Source organism: Clostridium sp. LBM24168 (assembly GCF_052953915.1).
Genome location: NZ_CP196861.1, coordinates 711,793 through 729,585 on the forward strand (window position 1 = coordinate 711,793; position 17,793 = coordinate 729,585).

Here is a 17,793-nt window from a genome sequence, read left to right on the forward strand (position 1 = left end):
AATTGATATATTTTATTTATAAACGGTTATTAAATACTATATACTTTATAATTATGAAGGTAAAATCATTGATTTTGTTATGCTATAATAAAACAAGGTGATATTATGGATAGGGATAAATTACTTCAAGTATTTAATGAGCAGATAAGTGGAAAAAATCATATTGATGGAATAAGAGTTATTGATAATGACCTTGTTTCTTCTTTGAATATTAAAAATGAGGATAGCCTTATTTTTATAGAAGGCAATGTTATTTCGGAAAATCTTTTCAATGAATATAAAACGGAAATTGAAATAGATGCTTCAGATAAAAGTATACTTTCAACCTATTGCAGTTGTAAGGATTATGAAAATAATGAATTCAGAAAAACCAATTACTGCTGCAAGCATTTAATAGCAACATTTTACAAAGCTTTAGATGATTTGGTGAAGAACCCCATTTTTGATAGTTACAATTTAAAGGATAAAGATATTGCTAAACTTCAACTGCATACAGATACTTTATCTCTACTTCTAAATGATAGAGAAGATAGGGAAGAAATAAAAATAGAAGTTTATATAAGAAGAAATCAATGGGAAAACAAATTATCTGCTGAATTCAAAATAGGGCTTAGTTCTATGGGTTCAAGCAGTCTGTATGTCTTGAAAGATATAGATCAATTTTTGCTTTCACTGTACAATAATTTTCCTGTAACTTATGGAAAAAATTTTACACTAAATATGAAAGAAAATAAGTTAAGTGTAAAGGACAAAATGCTTGTTAATTTTATTCAGACGTTGAAAAGTATAGAAGGAAGTTATACATATCGTAGTAAAATAAGAAAATCAAATATAGAAGGGAAATACATACACATACCTGATTATCTGGTAAGAGAATTTTTTTGCGTAATAAGAGAACATAAGGTTTATCTTGAGGAAGGATTTTTATATAGGTGTGTAGAGACTGAAATAGTGGAAGGTGCTCCTCCTGTAGAGTTTGATTTAAAAAGTATAGAAGGGAACTATGTACTCAAAGTGGAAAATGGGATTCCTATTTCGCTAGATTCTAGGAATAGTGTATTTTTTTATGGCTTAAATATATATATTCCTGATCCAGAATACTGTGTAAGGATAGGACCTTATATTACTGTATTCAGCAATGCAAGGTCAGTTGTATTTCCATCTTCTAAAGAGGAAACCGTACTTAGAAGGCTAATTCCACAACTTAATTTGCTTTCTAGTAATGTAAGATTGTCAAAAAACATAAGAAGCAAAGTAGTAAATGAGAAATGTGAGTTTAAATTCTATTTTGATAAAAAGGGTAGGAATATTATACTGATTGTAAAAGTCAAGTATGGAACTTTTGAATTCAATATATTTCAAGATTGTACAGAAAAGGTGGTATATAGAGAATCCAGAAGAGAAATGAAAGTTGTAAGATTGCTGACAGCACTAGGTTTTGAGAGAAGAGAGGAAAAGTTTTATTTTTTAAAGGAAGATGATTGTATATTCGAATTTTTCAAGAGCCAGGTACAAAAACTTCAGGAAATTGGAGAAGTATTTTACTCTGAAAATTTTAAAGGAATTAGATCAATCGGAGCAAAAAATATAACTGCTAGTATTAAAAATGGAAAATACGACTATTTTGAAATGAAATTTGAGATAGACAATATATCACCTAAAGATACAACATCTATATTGAAAGCCTTTAGAGACAATCTCAAATACTACAAATTGAAAAGTGGAGAGTATCTTGATCTAAAGGAACTGGAATTGAAAAAATTTTTAAAACTTCTGGATGCAGTGGCACCTAAAAGCATAAATGACAATTGTATAGAAATACCAAAGAATAAAGCTATTTATGTAGATGAGTGTATAAACCAGGATAAAGTAAGATATATAAAAGGGAAATCAGAACTTGAAAAGATAAGAAATAAATTGAAAAATATAAATACTCTCGAATTTAACAAGCCAAAAAATTTGAAGGGAGATTTCAGAGAATATCAGAAAATAGGTTATAATTGGTTTAAAACATTGGACTATCTTGGGTTTGGTGGAATACTGGGGGATGAAATGGGACTTGGCAAAACCTTTCAAACCATTGCTTTTTTGATGTCTAATATAGGAAGTAGATCAATAATTGTAGTTCCCACATCACTTGTATATAATTGGATAAATGAATTTGGAAAATTTGCTCCGGATATGAAAATAGCAGCAGTTAATGGAATAAAAAAAGAGAGAATGAAACTTATAGACCATATGAGTGAGTATGATGTTTTTATAACTACATATAATCTTCTGAAGAGGGATATGGATATATATAAAGATATTGAGTTTGACTACTGTATTTTGGATGAAGCGCAGTATATAAAAAATCCACGTTCTGAGAGTGCAAAAAGTGTGAAAAAAATAAATTCAAGGAGGAAATTTGCACTTACAGGTACTCCAATAGAAAATTCAGTTATGGAGCTTTGGTCTATATTCGATTTTATAATGCCGGGATATCTTTATGATGAGAAGAGATTCAGTGTGAGGTATTACAAGAGGTTCAAAGAAGAACCGATAGTGATAGAGGATTTAAATAGACTTGTAAAGCCATTTATTCTCCGTAGAAGAAAAAAAGATGTTATAAGGGAACTTCCTGATAAAATAGAGAAGACTATTATGGTAGATATGGTTAACAGGCAGAAGAAGGTATATGGAACTTATGCCAAGCATGTACTTCAGCTTATTGAAAAAAAAGTAAAAGACAATGAGTTTAATAACAGCAAAATTGAGATACTTGCATATATAACAAAACTTAGGCAGCTATGTCTTGACCCATCCATAGTAATGGAAAATTACGAAGGCGGCAGTGCAAAGATGGAAACTCTCCTTGAACTTCTTACACAAGGAGTGAGTGAAGGACATAAAATACTTGTATTTTCACAATTTACGTCTGTCTTAAGAAATATTTGCAGTAAAATAACTGTAGAGGGTATAGAATATAGCTATCTGGATGGATCTATATCATCAAGAGAAAGGATTAAGACGGTTGAAGAATTTAATTCGGGTAACAATTCAGTATTTTTGATAAGCCTAAAAGCAGGTGGAACCGGACTAAATCTTACCGCTGCAGATGTAGTAATTCATTTTGATCCCTGGTGGAATCCTGCAGTAGAAGAACAGGCTACAGACAGGGCTCATAGGATAGGGCAGAAACATGCAGTGGAGGTCATAAAGCTTGTGGCAAGAGGGACTATAGAAGAAAAAATTATACTCCTTCAAAAGGAAAAGAAAAAACTCATAGATAGTTTGCTTGGGGATGAACTCTCTGGCAGTCATGGAATTTCCTCATTGTCGGAAGAAGAAATAGTAGGACTGTTTAGATAGATGAATTCATTCTTAAAAATTTTTACTTTTATATATCGAATAGGATATATAAAAGGATACTAGAAATACGATACACATTGAGATTACGATACCAGCAGTAATTATGCTATCTGGAAGACTGCCTAAATAATTTGTGATGTATTTAATATTTTGTATTTTCCCAATTGTGGTGAATACAAAGAATATGACAAGAAACAGACCTATAACTGCATATCTTGCGGTGGCATAACCATATTTGAAGTATAATGGCAGGACGGAACAGCTTAAAAGCAGTATACCTGCAAAACTTCCCAATATATATTCTACGGTCATCTTGCCGGATAGGTGTATTATGTTCAAGGATTGCATAAGGTTTTGAAGTATAAATGCTGAAAGTATACCCAAAAGTCCGAATATCAATATGGATATATATTTTGACATAACTATGGTAATCTATTTATAGGAAGACTATTAAGCATAACATTTGCTTTTTCATCTTTATAGAAAGTTCCAGTTACGAGTGCATATGCAAAAAATTGGATATAAATGTAAATATGAGAAAGGTATCATCCTTGAAATTAATACTTGTTAATAATGAAACAAGTATAATTATTATAAAAGTTTTTTTCTGTATCAATATATCCTTTAAAATCAAATTAATCATTGTTCTTACCTCCATTTACCGTATACACCATAATATCGTCCAAGCTTGCTTTTTCAAAAAATACTTTTCCTTTAGAAAATTTTTTAATACTCTCCATATTTTGTGTAAGTGCTTCAAAACCAAAGGAGTTTTCTTTTATACTTATGAGATAGTTTTTGATATCAGATGTCAGCAGGCTTTTATTTCCTTTTACAATTTTATAATTGTCGAGAATATTATCTTTGGTATCTGAAAAAACTATTTTGCCCGAATTCAGAAATGTTATATAGTCTGCTGTTTTTTCCAAATCAGCAGTTATATGGGTGGAAAACAATATGGACTTGTTTTCGTCCTGTATTATTGAATATAGGATGTCGAGCATTTCATTTCTGAATACTGGATCGAGGCCTGAAGTAGGTTCATCCATTATATGAGTTCTGCATTGTGTGAAAGTGCAATTGCAAGAGAATATTTCATTTTCATGCCCTTTGAAAGTTGTTTTATCTTTTTCCTTACAGGAAGGTTGAAATCGGACATGTATTTATTGAAAATATCATTGTCCCAATCTTTATAAAAACGCCTTATTATGTTTTTCATTTCAACTAAAGTCAGGTCATCATAAAAACAGTTTTCATCGTATACAAAGCCTATTTTCTGTTTTATTTGTCTCTCATGACTTATGCTGTCCATATTAAAAACCTTGATGGATCCTGAGTTTTTCTTTACAAGATTCATTATAAGCTTTATAGTAGTACTTTTCCCAGCACCATTTGGACCTATAAGTCCCATGATATATCCTCTTGGGAGATTAAAACTTATATTGCCAAGAATAAATCCCCTATAGATTTTGCTTAGATCTTTTATTTCCAGAATATTATCCATTATTTTCCTCCTTGCCTATATGGTGTCATATAAAATATCAATCATTTCTTTTAATTGTTCTTTTTTGAGTCCTAGTATTTTGCTATCTTCTATAGCTTCAATAAGTTTATCTTCAATGGATTTGATTTTTTTCTCCTTTAAAAGATCTTTATTCTGAGATGATACATAAGAACCTTTTCCCGGCACGGTTTCAATGAATCCTTCCTTTTCAAGTTCTTCATATGCCCTTTTAGTAGTTATAACGCTTATTTTTAATTCTCTTGCAAGATTTCTTATAGAAGGTAGAAGTTCACCCTCGGATAGATTTCCATTTATAATACTATCTTTTATTTGCTTTGTGATTTGTTCATATATAGGATCCTTGGATATATTGGAAATAAGTATATTCATAGCTGTTGCTCCCTCTAAAAACAATATATACTGTATATATAAGAATATATACAGTATATACAATAATAAAATTTTTGTCAATGCTTTATAGAAAAGTTGCAATATAAAAGACTTGAAATATAATAACCATCCTATTATGTTTCAAGCCCGTGCAATTCTGCAATTATAAATATTAATTCATTGATCCAATTATACTAATTAATATATCTTTTGAAATATTTCCCTGAATTACATATTGTATATTGTCCTTGTTCAATGCTATTCTCAATTCGCTGCAATTTTCAACCCAGGAAGAATAAGCTCGAATTCCAGTTATATATAATTTCTCGCCTATATTGTTGTTAAAATCGATATTTCTGTCCTGACGTATAGTAAAATGTTTATCCTTGAAGGTATAATTCATCTTTACAAACTTTTCATTATCATTATCAGGTATAGTTATGTTTATAAGTTTGAATCCATCAGGTATATAGGATGGAGTAGTTACTTTCTGTCCGAAGCTGTTTTCAACAGAATTCATATTCATAAGGTGAGGTGAAATTGATGAGATAGAATTAGAATCATTTTTTTCCACGGTTTCACTCTTATCTGAACTGCTTTTTTCAGTACTAATTTGATTGGAAGAAACATTTTCACTTTCATCCGGCTGTTTATTTTTGGAAGTATCATATGAAATTTGTGATTGCTCATCTTTAGATTCTATTTTATCTTCTGTTTTGTCATTTTTAGCAGTACTATCTTTTTCAGGATTTAATATATCTTTATTTTTTAAATTTGTATCTATTTTATCATTTATTTTGTTAGCATTCTTTAAATCTTCAGATTTTGCACTTTTCTTTGTATATTTTTTATCATAGGCATATTTATTATTCTTCAAAGTAGCATTATTTGGAGATGGATTGATTATGGAATTTTTTATTAAATTCCCCAAATTCTCTAATTGTCTTTCTGTAGCAGATATATTAAGGCTATATTTCTTATTTATTTTATTAGGAAAAAGATAATTATAACCTGTAGTTGCAAAAGCTATAAATACAGCACATATACCAGCAACATAGGTAGGGCGTATTCTTATTCTGTTTTCCTTTTTACATTTATTCAAAGTTTTTTCTTTTAATTCATCTGTTACATGTATATCTTCCAAAGATGAATTAACTATATCTTTAAAAAATTTCATATTATCCCTCATATTCAATAGTACCACCTATATTATATTTTAATAAATCCCTTGCCCTGTAAAGTCTACTTCTTACGGTCCCCTCAGGTATTTTTAAAGTTTGGCTTATTTCTGGTGTAGACAGTTCGTTATAATAATATAAAAGTATGACTTCTTTATATTTTTTAGGTAAATTCATAACTTTCTTTAATAAATCTTCGTACTCTATATTTTTAATTGCCTTATCATCTATATCAATGGAATTTTCTTTTAAATTTAATATTTCATATTCTGGATCTTGAAATCTCAGTACTCTTTTAATCCAGGAACTTCTAAGTACATCCCGGCATGTATTTATGGTAATAGCTAATATCCAGGTTTTTTCACTACTTTGTCCATTAAATTTGTGAAAGTTTTTATATACTTTTATGAATACTTCCTGAAATACGTCTTCAGCTAGGTGTCTATCTTTAAGGTATACAAAAGCGGTTCTGAGTACATCATTTCCATAAGAATTCATCAATCTTTCCAATTCGTTATCCAAATTACTCTCCTTTCCATATATTAGACGAAATATATTGATTTTCTGCTTCTTGTTTTTAGTTATATTATAATACAATTAAATTGAATTATCATTATTTAATAAATTTTTATTATTTTAGTATATTAAGTAATATTATACGATTAAAAGGAAAATTTAATTTTAAATTGTTATGAAATCTTAATTTGACTTTTCTACATTTATATAGTAAACTTTTTCACATGATGACAATATCAATTTTATAAATGCCTTCTATAAAGTTGGAAACTATGATGAATTCCCTTAATTTGGGCACCTAGGGAATTGGGAGTTAATGGTGCAACCTACCAACAATTAATTTGTATTTAATTGTTGTTTTTTTATATTTAAAATCATAAACTGGATAAAATAAGAGCAGAAAGGGAGAAACCAAATGGAGAAAAATAGTAATTTACATGTTGAAAGCCTTAAAAGAAGTTTTCTTAAATCATACTTAATATTTTTCATTTTAATAGTTTTCTCAATTATCATTGTATCTGTAATATCATTTTTTAGTGCTAAAAGTGCCCTGACTAAATTAGGAGAAACAGCACTCAACAACAAGATACAAATGGGCTTGGCTACGATGGAAAGTCTTCAAAAACAAGTTGATTCTGGGAAAATGAGCAAAGATGCTGCCCAGGAATTATTTAAAACAGAAATGTTGAATGCAAAAGGTAAGGACGGTAAAACAAGAAACCTTAATCCAAAATTGGAAATGAATGTTCAGGCATATATGTATGCCATTGATGAAAATGGCAAGGAAATGATGCACCCCTTTAAAGAAGGCGAGAATATTTCAGACATTAAAGATGGCAATGGAAATAGTGTAGTAAATCTTATAATTGATGAGGCAACCAATCCTAAAAATAATGGTATAATACATTTTCAATGGAAAAATCCGGGAGAAAAGTCCACAAGAGCAAAGATGAATGCTGTTGCCTATTTCGAGCCTTGGGGTTGGTATGTAAATGTCGGGTGCTATGAATCAGATTTTTACAAGCCTGTTTATAAAATATTAAAGTTTATAATTACAATTTCTTTAATTTTAATAGTGATTTCACTGCTTTTTATAATAAATATCATGAAGAAAAAAATACATCCACTACAAAACATAGTCAAGGCTATGGAGCTGGTATCTAAAGGTAACATGAAAGTGGAAGTAGATATAAAAAGCAATGATGAAATGGGATATATAGGAAATATATTCAACAATATGACTAAAAATATAAGAGATATACTTATAAAAATAAAAGAAGTAACTGGAGTGTTAGATGATAAAATTGCAGATATAAATTCGTCTTCAGATATTGCATCTGAAAATTCGAATAGTGTGAAAGAGGCTATGGAACAAATTTCTTCTGCCATAAATAATTCTGCAAAGGATATACAGGATAGCTTTGATAATATCAAATTTTTGGCTGAAAATATAGATAAAGTAAGAAGTAATAGTATTGCCATGAAGAATAAGGCTTCAGACGCTACAGATCTGAATTCTAATATTATAAAAGTGCTTGCTGATTTAGAAGATAAAAGTTCACAAGGAATAGCTTCATCTAAAGATATAAATTATAAAATCGGTAAATTGCTAGACAAATCTAATGAAATAGCTGGTATAGTGAATGTTATAGAAAATATATCAAATGAAATAAACTTGCTGTCCTTAAATGCATCAATAGAATCAGCAAGGGCAGGAGAGGCAGGAAAAGGTTTTGCTGTGGTATCAGAGCAAATTAAAAAGTTGTCAAATGATACGTCAGATTCTGTTAATAAGATACGTATTTTGATTGATGATCTTGTTTCTACAATAAGTATTTCAGTGGACAGTGTGAAAAATTCAGAAAATGTCGCCAAATCTCAAATAGAAACTATAAATGGAACAAAAAATACCTTGGATAAAGTAATCTCTTTTGTACAAGAGATACCTGTAGTAATTAATGAAAATGTGGATAAAATAGATAATATTCATAAGAATACTGATATGGTAACTTCTTCCATGGATCTGGTAGTTTCTACAACTGAAGAGATATCTGCATCCTCCGAAGAAGTAAATGCGTCAACTTCTGAAGTAAGTCAGAATGTCGGTCATATAAGAAAGCTTTCTGATGAATTGAAAGATTTTTCGAATGAGTTGAATTCTAAACTATCACATTTCAAATTATAGTAACATTTTTTGATGGTTATGTATAATATAAAATAAATATATAATTAAGTAAAATTTACACTTGATTAAATTTTATATATGTAGTATTATAAGTTTAATTTAGTGGAAGTAATGATGAATTGCGATGATGAGAAGAGTAAATTATAATTTGACTATTAGAGAGGGTTTCTCCTGGATGAAAGGAAATCTTAGTCAATGATAATCGAAGTGCATCTTTGAGCTCTGAATTGAAGCCTAGTAGACTTCAGCGTATATGCCCGTTAAAGCATTGAGGTATGATTGTACCAAAAAAGAGTTGTCTTATTTTAATGGATTGATTTCCTTTATTTAAGATAAACAGAGTGGAACCGCGGAAGTAATCTTCTGCCTCTGAAATGAGGCAGAAGATTTTTTACTTTTTGGATTCCGGAATCCAAAAAGTGATATTAAATTATTATTTAAAAAGTTATTTGTGGGAGGAATAATTATGAATTCTATAGGATATTTTGATTCAATTGCAGATAGATGGAATGTAATAAGAGAGGATTATTTTGAAGACAAATTAAAATATATAGCATTGTCTCAATTTGATATAAAAGATAAAATCTGTGCAGATCTAGGTTGTGGAACAGGTTTTATATCTCAGGCACTTTCTATAGATGCAAAGCTGGTATTTTCTATCGATAATTCAAGAAACATGTTGAAGCAGCTTCATAATGAAACTGTCGAGAAGGGTATTAAAAATATATATCCTATAAAAGGGAGTATATCGGATTTGCCTCTCTTTGATGAATCAATTGATGCTGTTTTTATAAATATGGCACTGCACCATGTAGTAGATGCAGAGAAGGCCGTAAAGGAAATGTACAGGGTACTCAAAAAAGACGGAGTATTTGTAATATGTGATGTTGAAGAACACAATGGGGAATGGGCAAGAACTGAAATGCATGATGAGTGGTTGGGATTCTCTCATTCACTTATAAGAGGATGGGCAGAAAAAGCTGGATTTTCAAATGTGCAGGTAAAGAGTACAGGACTCAAATGCAGAGGTTATTCAAGTAAAGGTGAGTGCACAGAACCAGGAATATTTATGGCAAAAGGTATACGAAGGGAGAAATAAAATGAATATTGAATCTTTATTAATACACGGAGGAATAGATGGAGATAAAAATACTGGGGCGGTTAGTGTTCCTATATATCAAACATCAACGTACAAACAAAAGGGATTGGGTGAAAATGTAGGATATGAATATTCGAGAACGGGAAATCCAACTAGAGAAGCTCTTGAAAAACTTATATCGGATATTGAAAGTGGATATTCAGGATTTGCTTTTTCTTCTGGTATGGCAGCTATATCAGCGGTATTAATGCTATTTAAAAGTGGAGATAAAATAATTATATCTGATAATGTATATGGAGGAACTTACAGAGTACTAGATAAGATATTTAAAAATTTTAATCTGGAATTCAAGCTTGTAGATACAAGTAACATTGAAGCTGTTAAAGACAGTATTACAGAAGATGTAAAAGCTGTATATATTGAGACTCCTACCAATCCTCTTATGACAATAACGGACATAAAAAAAATATCAGAAATTGCTAAAAAAAAGAATATATTGACGATTGTAGACAATACTTTTATGACTCCTTATCTTCAAAGACCAATAGAACTTGGAGCAGATATAGTAATTCACAGTGCCACCAAATATCTGGGGGGTCACAGTGATCTGGTTGCTGGACTTGCTGTAGTAAATAGTGAACAACTTGCAGAAAGGCTTCACTTTATTCAGAATTCTACAGGTGGTATACTGAATCCTTTTGATAGCTGGCTTCTGATAAGAGGTATAAAGACATTATCAGTTAGAATGGATAGGCATGAGCAAAATGCGGAATATATAGCTAAACTATTAAGTGAAAATTCATATATAGAAAAGATATATTACCCAGGACTTAAAAATCATGCAGGTCATGAGATTCAGAAGATTCAGACTAGTGGATATGGGGCTATAATTTCATTTGTATTAAAGGATGATATAAATATAAATAAATTTTTTAAGAGCCTAAAATTAATAACTTTTGGAGAAAGTCTTGGAGGAGTGGAGTCATTAGCTTGTCATCCTGCAACAATGACACATGCAGCTATACCTTATGAAATAAGACAGAAAGTTGGAATTGTAGATAATCTAGTTAGATTGTCGGTTGGAATAGAAAACAAAGAGGACTTAATAAAAGATTTAAATGATGCAATAGAAGTATCAAAGTAAACATTTTGGAGGTATTTTTGATGGATTTTTATAATGATATAAAAGAAATGATAGGAAATACTCCTATATTGAAAATAAATGAGTTTGATTTAAAGAATGGTGTGAATATATTTGCTAAGCTTGAAAGTTTTAATCCTGGCGGAAGTGTAAAGGACAGAATAGGAAGTTATATGATAGAACAGGCTGAAAAGAGAGGAAAATTGAAAAAGGGATCTTCCATAATAGAGGCCACAGCAGGAAACACTGGACTTGGAATTGCACTTGGTGCACTGAATAAGGGATATAGAGTAATATTTGTTGTTCCTGAAAAGTTTTCTGTGGAAAAACAGGTTCTCATGAAGGCACTTGGAGCAGAAATAGTCCATACTCCAGAGGATAAGGGAATGAGAGGGGCTATAGAAAAGTCTAGGGAACTACTGGAGAAGATACCAAACTCTATTTCGCTTGGTCAATTTGAAAATAAAGACAACCCCGAGGCACACTATATTTTTACAGGCCATGAAATATACAAACAGCTGGATGGAAAAATAGATTATTTTGTGGCTGGTGCAGGAAGTGGAGGAACTTTTACAGGAGTGGCAAAATATTTGAAAGAAAAAAATAAGAATATAAAAGCAATTCTTGCAGATCCAAAGGGTTCAACATTAGGTGGTGGTGAAGAAAAAAAGTACAATATCGAGGGAATTGGAAATGATTTTGTTCCAGATACTATGAATATGGATCTTGTTGATGATGTAATAAAAATAAATGATGATGAAGCTTTTAATACAGTTAGAGAATTAGCAAAAAGAGAGGGGGTTATTGTAGGATCTTCTTCTGGAGCAGCACTTGCGGCTGCATTAAAGCTGGCGAAAAATATAGACAAAGGAAACATAGTCACCATATTTCCGGATAGAGGGGATAGATATTTCAGTAAAAATTTATACTTTTCTGAAACCTAGGGATATTAAATTATGATTTTTATTGAACACAAAAACATGCTTTGAATATATTAGTTACTGGTAGTAAATAAAAAGGGGTTGCCAGTTTGAATATATATGTGGTATTGCAGGGGGATTCTATATGGTCAATAGCACAAAAATTTGGAGTTAGTACTCAAAGCATAATATCGGCGAATGATTTAAATCCTTCTCAAAGCCTGGTTATAGGACAGACACTTGTAATTCCAGGCAAGGAAATGATGTATACAGTGAGAGAGGGGGATTCACTTTGGAGTATAGCTAATAGATTTGGTGTTTCTCTGCAAAGTATAATATCAGCGAATAATATTTCAAATCCAGAACAAATTTATCAAGGGATGAGACTTATAATACCGGCACAGGCTAGAAATTATGGATTTATAGAGACTAATGCGTTTATACAACCCACAAATCCTGAAAGAGATAGTAGTTTAGTAAGTAGTGTTGCAAGATATTTAACTTACTTAACTGCCTTTAGCCATCATGTTACCAGTAATGGAGGAATTACTCCTTTAAATGATGATGCGGCGATAAATTCTGGAAAAGATTTTAGAGTTGCACCACTTTTGTCTGTAACTAATATATCTGGCGATAATTTTGATACAAATTTAATACACAACATATTAAATAATCAATCACTTCAGAATAATTTAATTGACAATATAGTTTCTGCTCTTCAGTCTAAATCATATTCCGGAGTTATTATAGATTTTGAAAGAATTCCGCCAGAGGATAGGGAGAGATATAATAATTTTCTACGGAAGTTGGTAGCGAGGCTCCACCCAATGGGATATATTGTTGGAACGGCACTTGCACCTAAAACCTATGACATAACAACAGGTTCCTGGCATGGAGCTCATGATTATAGGGCACATGGTGAGATAGTAGATTTTGTAGTTATAATGACCTATGAATGGGGGTGGTCAGGCGGACCACCGATGGCAGTAGCGCCGATTAACGAGGTAAGGAAAGTAATTGACTATGCAGTAAGTGTAATACCACGTAATAAAATATTTATGGGAATGCCTCTCTATGGATATGAGTGGACACTGCCATATGTACCAGGCGGAGAATTTGCAGAAGCTATTGGAAATCAGGAAGCCATAGACAGGGCACGAAGGTTTGGAGCTGAAATAAAATTTGATGAAAAATCAAAATCACCTTATTATAATTATATAGATGAAGAAAGAAGAGAACATGTAGTGTGGTTTGAAGATGCCAGAAGTGTTTCTGAAAAATACAAACTTTCCAGTGAATATGGATTGAGAGGTGTGAGCTATTGGGCCTTAGGACAGCCATTTCCTCAAAATTGGCAGGTACTTGATAATATGTTCTTTATAGAAAAGGTAATTTGATATATGGATTTCTCAATACACGAAATGAGTATAGATTTTAGTGCTGTACTTGTTTCGTGTTAATTTATTTTATAGTGGACTATGGCATAATATAAAAAAGGAATTTATCCCAAAATGTCAAATATATTTAAATGTGAGGAGTAAATAATTTTGCAGTTATTTGGGTATAAAATTTGCTAGTAAAAACTTAGAGGTGATTTTAAATGATTGATAGGCTTATCTCTGTAATACAGAATGAGGATAGAAAAAGTCCTTTAACTGATGAACAAATTTCAAAAATGCTCGGAATATCAAGAGAAAAGGTAAATGAATTAAGGCAGCAGGCAAATATACCAAGTTATTTAAAGAGGAGAAATCAAATTCTATTAAAGACTATAAATGCTATATTATCTGTAGATAAAAATATTTCTTATAGAAAATTGTGTGTGAAATTGAATAAAGAAGGATTTAGGATATCTACATTTGGACTAAATAGGTATAGAAACTATATTAAAAATATAAAAGATGATAGAAATAGTGATAATAGGAAAAGAAAAAAGTATAAAAATAAAAAAATGAATGGCTGTTTTAATAATATTATTGGCAATAATGGGAGCTTGAATCACGTAATAAAACTTGCAGAAGCAGCTGTTATGTATCCTAGGAATGGACTCCATACTTTAATAATAGGGAATACAGGAGTGGGTAAGAGTCAACTAGTTGAACAGATGAACTTTTTTGCTAGAAAGATCAGAAAAAGAAATATACCTCTTATAGTGTTCAACTGTGCTGATTATGCTGATAATCCCCAATTGTTGGTATTACAGTTGTTTGGATATAAAAAAGGAAGTTTTACAGGTGCAGATTCTGATAAGGAGGGACTTATAGAGAAGGCTGACACAGGGATGCTATTTTTGGATGAAATACATAGATTACCACCTAAAGGGCAAGAAATACTTTTTAGGGTTATTGATAAGGGTGAATTTAATAGATTAGGTGAAACAGATGTTATAAGACGGGTGAATGTAATGATAATAGGGACAACTGCTGAAAATATAGAATCAAATCTAATGAATACGTTTAGAAGAAGAATTCCGGTTCTTATAGAGATACCTAATTTAGAGGAAAGACCTGTAATCGAGAGAATGCAGCTTATAAGTAGATTTTTTAAATTAGAAGCTCAGAGAATAAATAAAGAATTGATTGCATCTGGAGAGGTTGTAAGAAGTCTTCTGTTTTATAGATGCCCGGGTAATATAAGCCAGTTGAAATCGGATATACAGGTTATATGTGCTAGGGCATTTCTAAATTTTATGTCTAATGATTATGATAAAGTGAATGTTTCAATAGATAATCTTCCATCCCATATAAAGAAGCAGATATCATATATATATGAGAAAAGTGTATTTAAATATAATATATATGAATTTATTGAAAAAAGAATAGAGGAACTAAAAAATAATGGAAGATCCATGAAATATATTAGGAATATACTATCGGAAGAACTAGAGGAAAAAGTAGGAAATTATGCAAATGATATAGTAAATAGATATTCAGGCATGTCTAAGCAGTTGCTGGAAGATATAGTCGGAAAAGAAATTATAGATATAGTAGATGATATAAAAGGGGTGCTAATTTCGGAGATAAAAAATTTTGATTTCTCAGTCTACAATGTATTGTGTCTTCATATAAGTTCTGCCATAGAAAGATTGAGAACGGGAAAAGCTATTGTAAATCCCAAACTTAAGATTATAAAAGTGAAATATAGCAAAGAGTTTAAAATGGCACTAAAAATAGTAAATATAATAAATATAAAATTAAAAACGAATTTCCCAGAGGATGAAGCTGGATTTATAGCTCTATATTTAAATAAATTTTTTAATAGTGAAAAAAGTATAAGTGAAAGTAAAGTTGGAGTTATTATAGTTACGCATGGAGAGGTATCAAAAGCTATGCTTGAAATTTCTAAGTCAATAATGGGAATAGAGCATGGAGAAGCTATAACCATGTCCTTGGACGAAAAATCCGAAAAAATATATATTTCAGAAAATTAGTTCAGAGTACATCAACTTTGGAATCAGTTTTTGATTCATTATTGGATTTAGAAAGAGCACTCCCAAGAAGCTTTATAAGTAATATCGTAAATTCTAATATAGAAGAAAAGGTTATAATTACTACATGTGTTACTGGAATAGGAACCGCATTAAAAATAAAGAAGATAATATCAGATAAACTTAGAAAAATAGAATGTAAAAATATAGAAATAATTCCATTAGGGCTTATTGAAGAATATGGAAGTTTATCTGATAAAATAAATAATATAAGACTCAGAAAAAAAGTTATAGCAATAGTAGGAACTGTAAATCCAGAAATTCCAGATATAAATTTTTTACCTAGATGGCACAACAAGCACATTTTACTATACCTAAAGGTACCTCAACTATTTCAAGCCTGGATTTAGGGGGGAATTTTTTTAAATTGGATAGTAGTTAATATATTTCAGATATTATAAAAGATGTAATTAATATGGAGGTGATACTATGAAAGTTATAACAGTTATTGGATCCGGACAAATGGCATCTGCGTTATCTTTTCCTGCAACTGAGAATGGAAATAAGGTCAGATTAGTTGGCAGTCCGTTAGATGTAGAGATAATAAATACAGCAAAATCTACAGGCTTTCATCCCACATTAAAGCATCAGCTGCCTAAGACAGGAATTGAATATTATCAAATTGGTGAGTTAAATAAGGCGTCGGATGGAGCAGATATTGTTGTATGTGGAGTTAGTAGTTTTGGGGTTAATTGGTTCGCAGACAATATAATACCTATCATACCTGAAAATATTCCTGTTCTTTCAATAACAAAAGGAATGATTGAAAAAGAGTATGGATCCTTGATTAGCTATCCACAATATTTTGAAAGTAAGCTCATTTGCAATAAAAAGCTTTCTATAAATGCCATAGGTGGTCCATGTACTAGTTACGAACTTGCTGATAAAGATCATTCTGTTGTTACATTTTGTGGAAAGAATATGGACATTCTTAGAATGCTTAAAAGTGTATTTGAGGCTCCATATTATCATATAAGTCTGTCTAGAGATTGTTATAGGTGTTGAGTGTGCAGTTGCACTTAAAAATGCCTATGCACTTGGAGTATCACTGGCTATTGGATTAGCTATTGAGCGTGATGGATCTGGAAAAGAACACTATAATTCACAAGCTGGACTTTTTGGACAAGGTATAAAAGAAATGAAACATCTTCTTGACTGTGTTTGGTGGACGTACTCGTAAAATTGGAATTTTACTTGGGCAGGGATTTTCCATGGAGGAAGCTATGAAAAAATTGCAAGGAGAGACTTTGGAATCAATAGTAATTGCTACCCGTACTGCACATGTCGTTTTGAATATGGCAAAAAAAGGAGCTGTCAAGCTTAATGATTTTCCACTTTTAATGCATATTGATAATGTCATAAATCATGGGTCTGCTGCAGGTGATATTCCATGGACTGATTTTGAGACGGAAATGATGTAGGGATCTGAAGGAGGGACGTATATGAAAGACTTATCAAATTTAGGTGTAGAAGAAATGCCGGGACTCAACTATAAGTGTTCATGTGTCAGAACTCATAGAGTGGAGATACAAAATATAGAGGTTGGCAGTGGTGTTATAGATAAAATATTGGAGATAATAAAGGACTACGAAGGTAGGAGAGTATTTATTGTAGAAGATATCCATACAATTGAAGTGGCGGGAAAAAGAGTTGAGAACTTGCTTGGGAAAAGGTTTAAAGTAAGCAAATACGTATTTAATGAAAAGAATCTGTTGCCAAATGAGTTCGCCCTTGGAAGACTTCTTATTGAAATACCAAGAGACACGGCAATTATTGTTGCAGTAGGTTCCGGTACCGTAAATGATATTTCTAGGTTTTTAGGCTATAAGGTAGGAATACCTTATCTGATAGTTGGAACAGCGCCTTCAATGAATGGTTATGCTTCAGTAGTTTCGCCTCTTATATGTGATAATATTAAGGTTACTTATGATGCAATATATCCCATGGCCGTCATAGCAGATATAGATATTATGAAAGAGGCGCCGATGCGGATGCTATGAATGGTGAGTATATTTGTGCTGA

Annotated in this window: 13 protein-coding genes, 2 pseudogenes and 1 riboswitch; of the genes and pseudogenes, 10 read left to right on the top strand and 5 right to left on the bottom strand. The window is 31.2% G+C overall.

Annotation, left to right across the window (positions count from 1 at the left end; translation table 11 throughout):
- The first annotated feature begins 105 nt into the window (after positions 1–105).
- Positions 106–3,351 carry a DEAD/DEAH box helicase gene (locus ACSVC9_RS03495; RefSeq protein WP_446898971.1) on the top strand — a complete coding sequence of 1,082 codons (3,246 nt, stop codon included), beginning with the start codon at positions 106–108 and terminating at the stop codon, positions 3,349–3,351.
- A gap of 12 nt (positions 3,352–3,363) precedes the next feature.
- Here ACSVC9_RS03495 and ACSVC9_RS03500 read toward each other — a convergent pair whose 3' ends face one another.
- The 5 genes and pseudogenes from ACSVC9_RS03500 to ACSVC9_RS03520 all read right to left on the bottom strand — a co-directional run bounded on the left by ACSVC9_RS03500 (position 3,364) and on the right by ACSVC9_RS03520 (position 6,945).
- Positions 3,364–3,771 (bottom strand): ABC-2 transporter permease, encoded by a 408-nt coding sequence (locus tag ACSVC9_RS03500; protein WP_446898972.1) that lies wholly within the window; start codon positions 3,769–3,771, stop codon positions 3,364–3,366.
- A 215-nt stretch (positions 3,772–3,986) separates the two neighbouring features.
- A pseudogene (locus tag ACSVC9_RS03505) lies at positions 3,987–4,855 on the bottom strand (ABC transporter ATP-binding protein).
- A gap of 15 nt (positions 4,856–4,870) precedes the next feature.
- On the bottom strand, positions 4,871–5,245 hold the full coding sequence (locus ACSVC9_RS03510; RefSeq protein WP_446898973.1) for a GntR family transcriptional regulator: 375 nt from the start codon (positions 5,243–5,245) through the stop codon (positions 4,871–4,873).
- Between the two features lie 172 nt (positions 5,246–5,417).
- Positions 5,418–6,434: a DUF4367 domain-containing protein gene (locus ACSVC9_RS03515; protein ID WP_446898974.1), complete on the bottom strand. Its 1,017-nt coding sequence runs from the start codon at positions 6,432–6,434 to the stop codon at positions 5,418–5,420.
- Positions 6,424–6,945 carry a sigma-70 family RNA polymerase sigma factor gene (locus tag ACSVC9_RS03520; RefSeq protein WP_446898975.1) on the bottom strand — a complete coding sequence of 174 codons (522 nt, stop codon included), beginning with the start codon at positions 6,943–6,945 and terminating at the stop codon, positions 6,424–6,426. Before ACSVC9_RS03520 ends, ACSVC9_RS03515 begins: the two co-directional genes overlap by 11 nt.
- 250 nt (positions 6,946–7,195) lie before the next feature.
- Positions 7,196–7,279, top strand: a riboswitch (cyclic di-GMP riboswitch).
- Between the two features lie 75 nt (positions 7,280–7,354).
- Here ACSVC9_RS03520 and ACSVC9_RS03525 point away from each other — a divergent pair.
- The 9 genes and pseudogenes from ACSVC9_RS03525 (at position 7,355) to ACSVC9_RS03565 (ending at position 17,771) form a co-directional block, all read left to right on the top strand.
- The gene (locus ACSVC9_RS03525; RefSeq protein WP_446898976.1) at positions 7,355–9,124 is read left to right on the top strand and encodes a methyl-accepting chemotaxis protein; all 1,770 of its coding nucleotides are present in this window, start codon (positions 7,355–7,357) and stop codon (positions 9,122–9,124) included.
- Between the two features lie 466 nt (positions 9,125–9,590).
- A complete protein-coding gene (locus tag ACSVC9_RS03530) occupies positions 9,591–10,223 on the top strand; it encodes a class I SAM-dependent methyltransferase (protein ID WP_446898977.1) in 633 nt (210 codons plus the stop codon).
- Between the two features lies 1 nt (position 10,224).
- Positions 10,225–11,367: a trans-sulfuration enzyme family protein gene (locus ACSVC9_RS03535; protein WP_446898978.1), complete on the top strand. Its 1,143-nt coding sequence runs from the start codon at positions 10,225–10,227 to the stop codon at positions 11,365–11,367.
- Between the two features lie 20 nt (positions 11,368–11,387).
- A complete protein-coding gene (gene cysK, locus ACSVC9_RS03540) occupies positions 11,388–12,308 on the top strand; it encodes a cysteine synthase A (protein ID WP_446898979.1) in 921 nt (306 codons plus the stop codon).
- A gap of 98 nt (positions 12,309–12,406) precedes the next feature.
- Positions 12,407–13,681, top strand: coding sequence for a LysM peptidoglycan-binding domain-containing protein (locus ACSVC9_RS03545; RefSeq protein ID WP_446899794.1), 1,275 nt, complete (start codon positions 12,407–12,409; stop codon positions 13,679–13,681).
- A gap of 203 nt (positions 13,682–13,884) precedes the next feature.
- Complete coding sequence (locus ACSVC9_RS03550; protein WP_446898980.1) at positions 13,885–15,714, top strand: sigma 54-interacting transcriptional regulator; 1,830 nt, start codon at positions 13,885–13,887, stop codon at positions 15,712–15,714.
- 17 nt (positions 15,715–15,731) lie between these two features.
- Positions 15,732–16,121: a hypothetical protein gene (locus tag ACSVC9_RS03555; protein ID WP_446898981.1), complete on the top strand. Its 390-nt coding sequence runs from the start codon at positions 15,732–15,734 to the stop codon at positions 16,119–16,121.
- 79 nt (positions 16,122–16,200) lie between these two features.
- Positions 16,201–17,192 (top strand): annotated as a pseudogene (locus tag ACSVC9_RS03560) (glycerol-3-phosphate dehydrogenase).
- A gap of 21 nt (positions 17,193–17,213) precedes the next feature.
- Entirely contained in the window at positions 17,214–17,771 is a 558-nt protein-coding gene (locus ACSVC9_RS03565) for an iron-containing alcohol dehydrogenase (protein ID WP_446898982.1), read from the top strand.
- The last annotated feature ends 22 nt before the right edge of the window (positions 17,772–17,793 follow it).

Coding starts and splice junctions, on each gene's coding strand:
- ACSVC9_RS03535 (WP_446898978.1), top strand. CDS start 10,225: ATGAATATTGAATCTTTATTAATACACGGAGGAATAGATGGAGATAAA.
- ACSVC9_RS03530 (WP_446898977.1), top strand. CDS start 9,591: ATGAATTCTATAGGATATTTTGATTCAATTGCAGATAGATGGAATGTA.
- ACSVC9_RS03500 (WP_446898972.1), bottom strand. CDS start 3,771: ATGTCAAAATATATATCCATATTGATATTCGGACTTTTGGGTATACTT.
- ACSVC9_RS03495 (WP_446898971.1), top strand. CDS start 106: ATGGATAGGGATAAATTACTTCAAGTATTTAATGAGCAGATAAGTGGA.
- ACSVC9_RS03510 (WP_446898973.1), bottom strand. CDS start 5,245: ATGAATATACTTATTTCCAATATATCCAAGGATCCTATATATGAACAA.
- ACSVC9_RS03565 (WP_446898982.1), top strand. CDS start 17,214: ATGAAAGACTTATCAAATTTAGGTGTAGAAGAAATGCCGGGACTCAAC.
- ACSVC9_RS03550 (WP_446898980.1), top strand. CDS start 13,885: ATGATTGATAGGCTTATCTCTGTAATACAGAATGAGGATAGAAAAAGT.
- cysK (WP_446898979.1), top strand. CDS start 11,388: ATGGATTTTTATAATGATATAAAAGAAATGATAGGAAATACTCCTATA.
- ACSVC9_RS03515 (WP_446898974.1), bottom strand. CDS start 6,434: ATGAGGGATAATATGAAATTTTTTAAAGATATAGTTAATTCATCTTTG.
- ACSVC9_RS03525 (WP_446898976.1), top strand. CDS start 7,355: ATGGAGAAAAATAGTAATTTACATGTTGAAAGCCTTAAAAGAAGTTTT.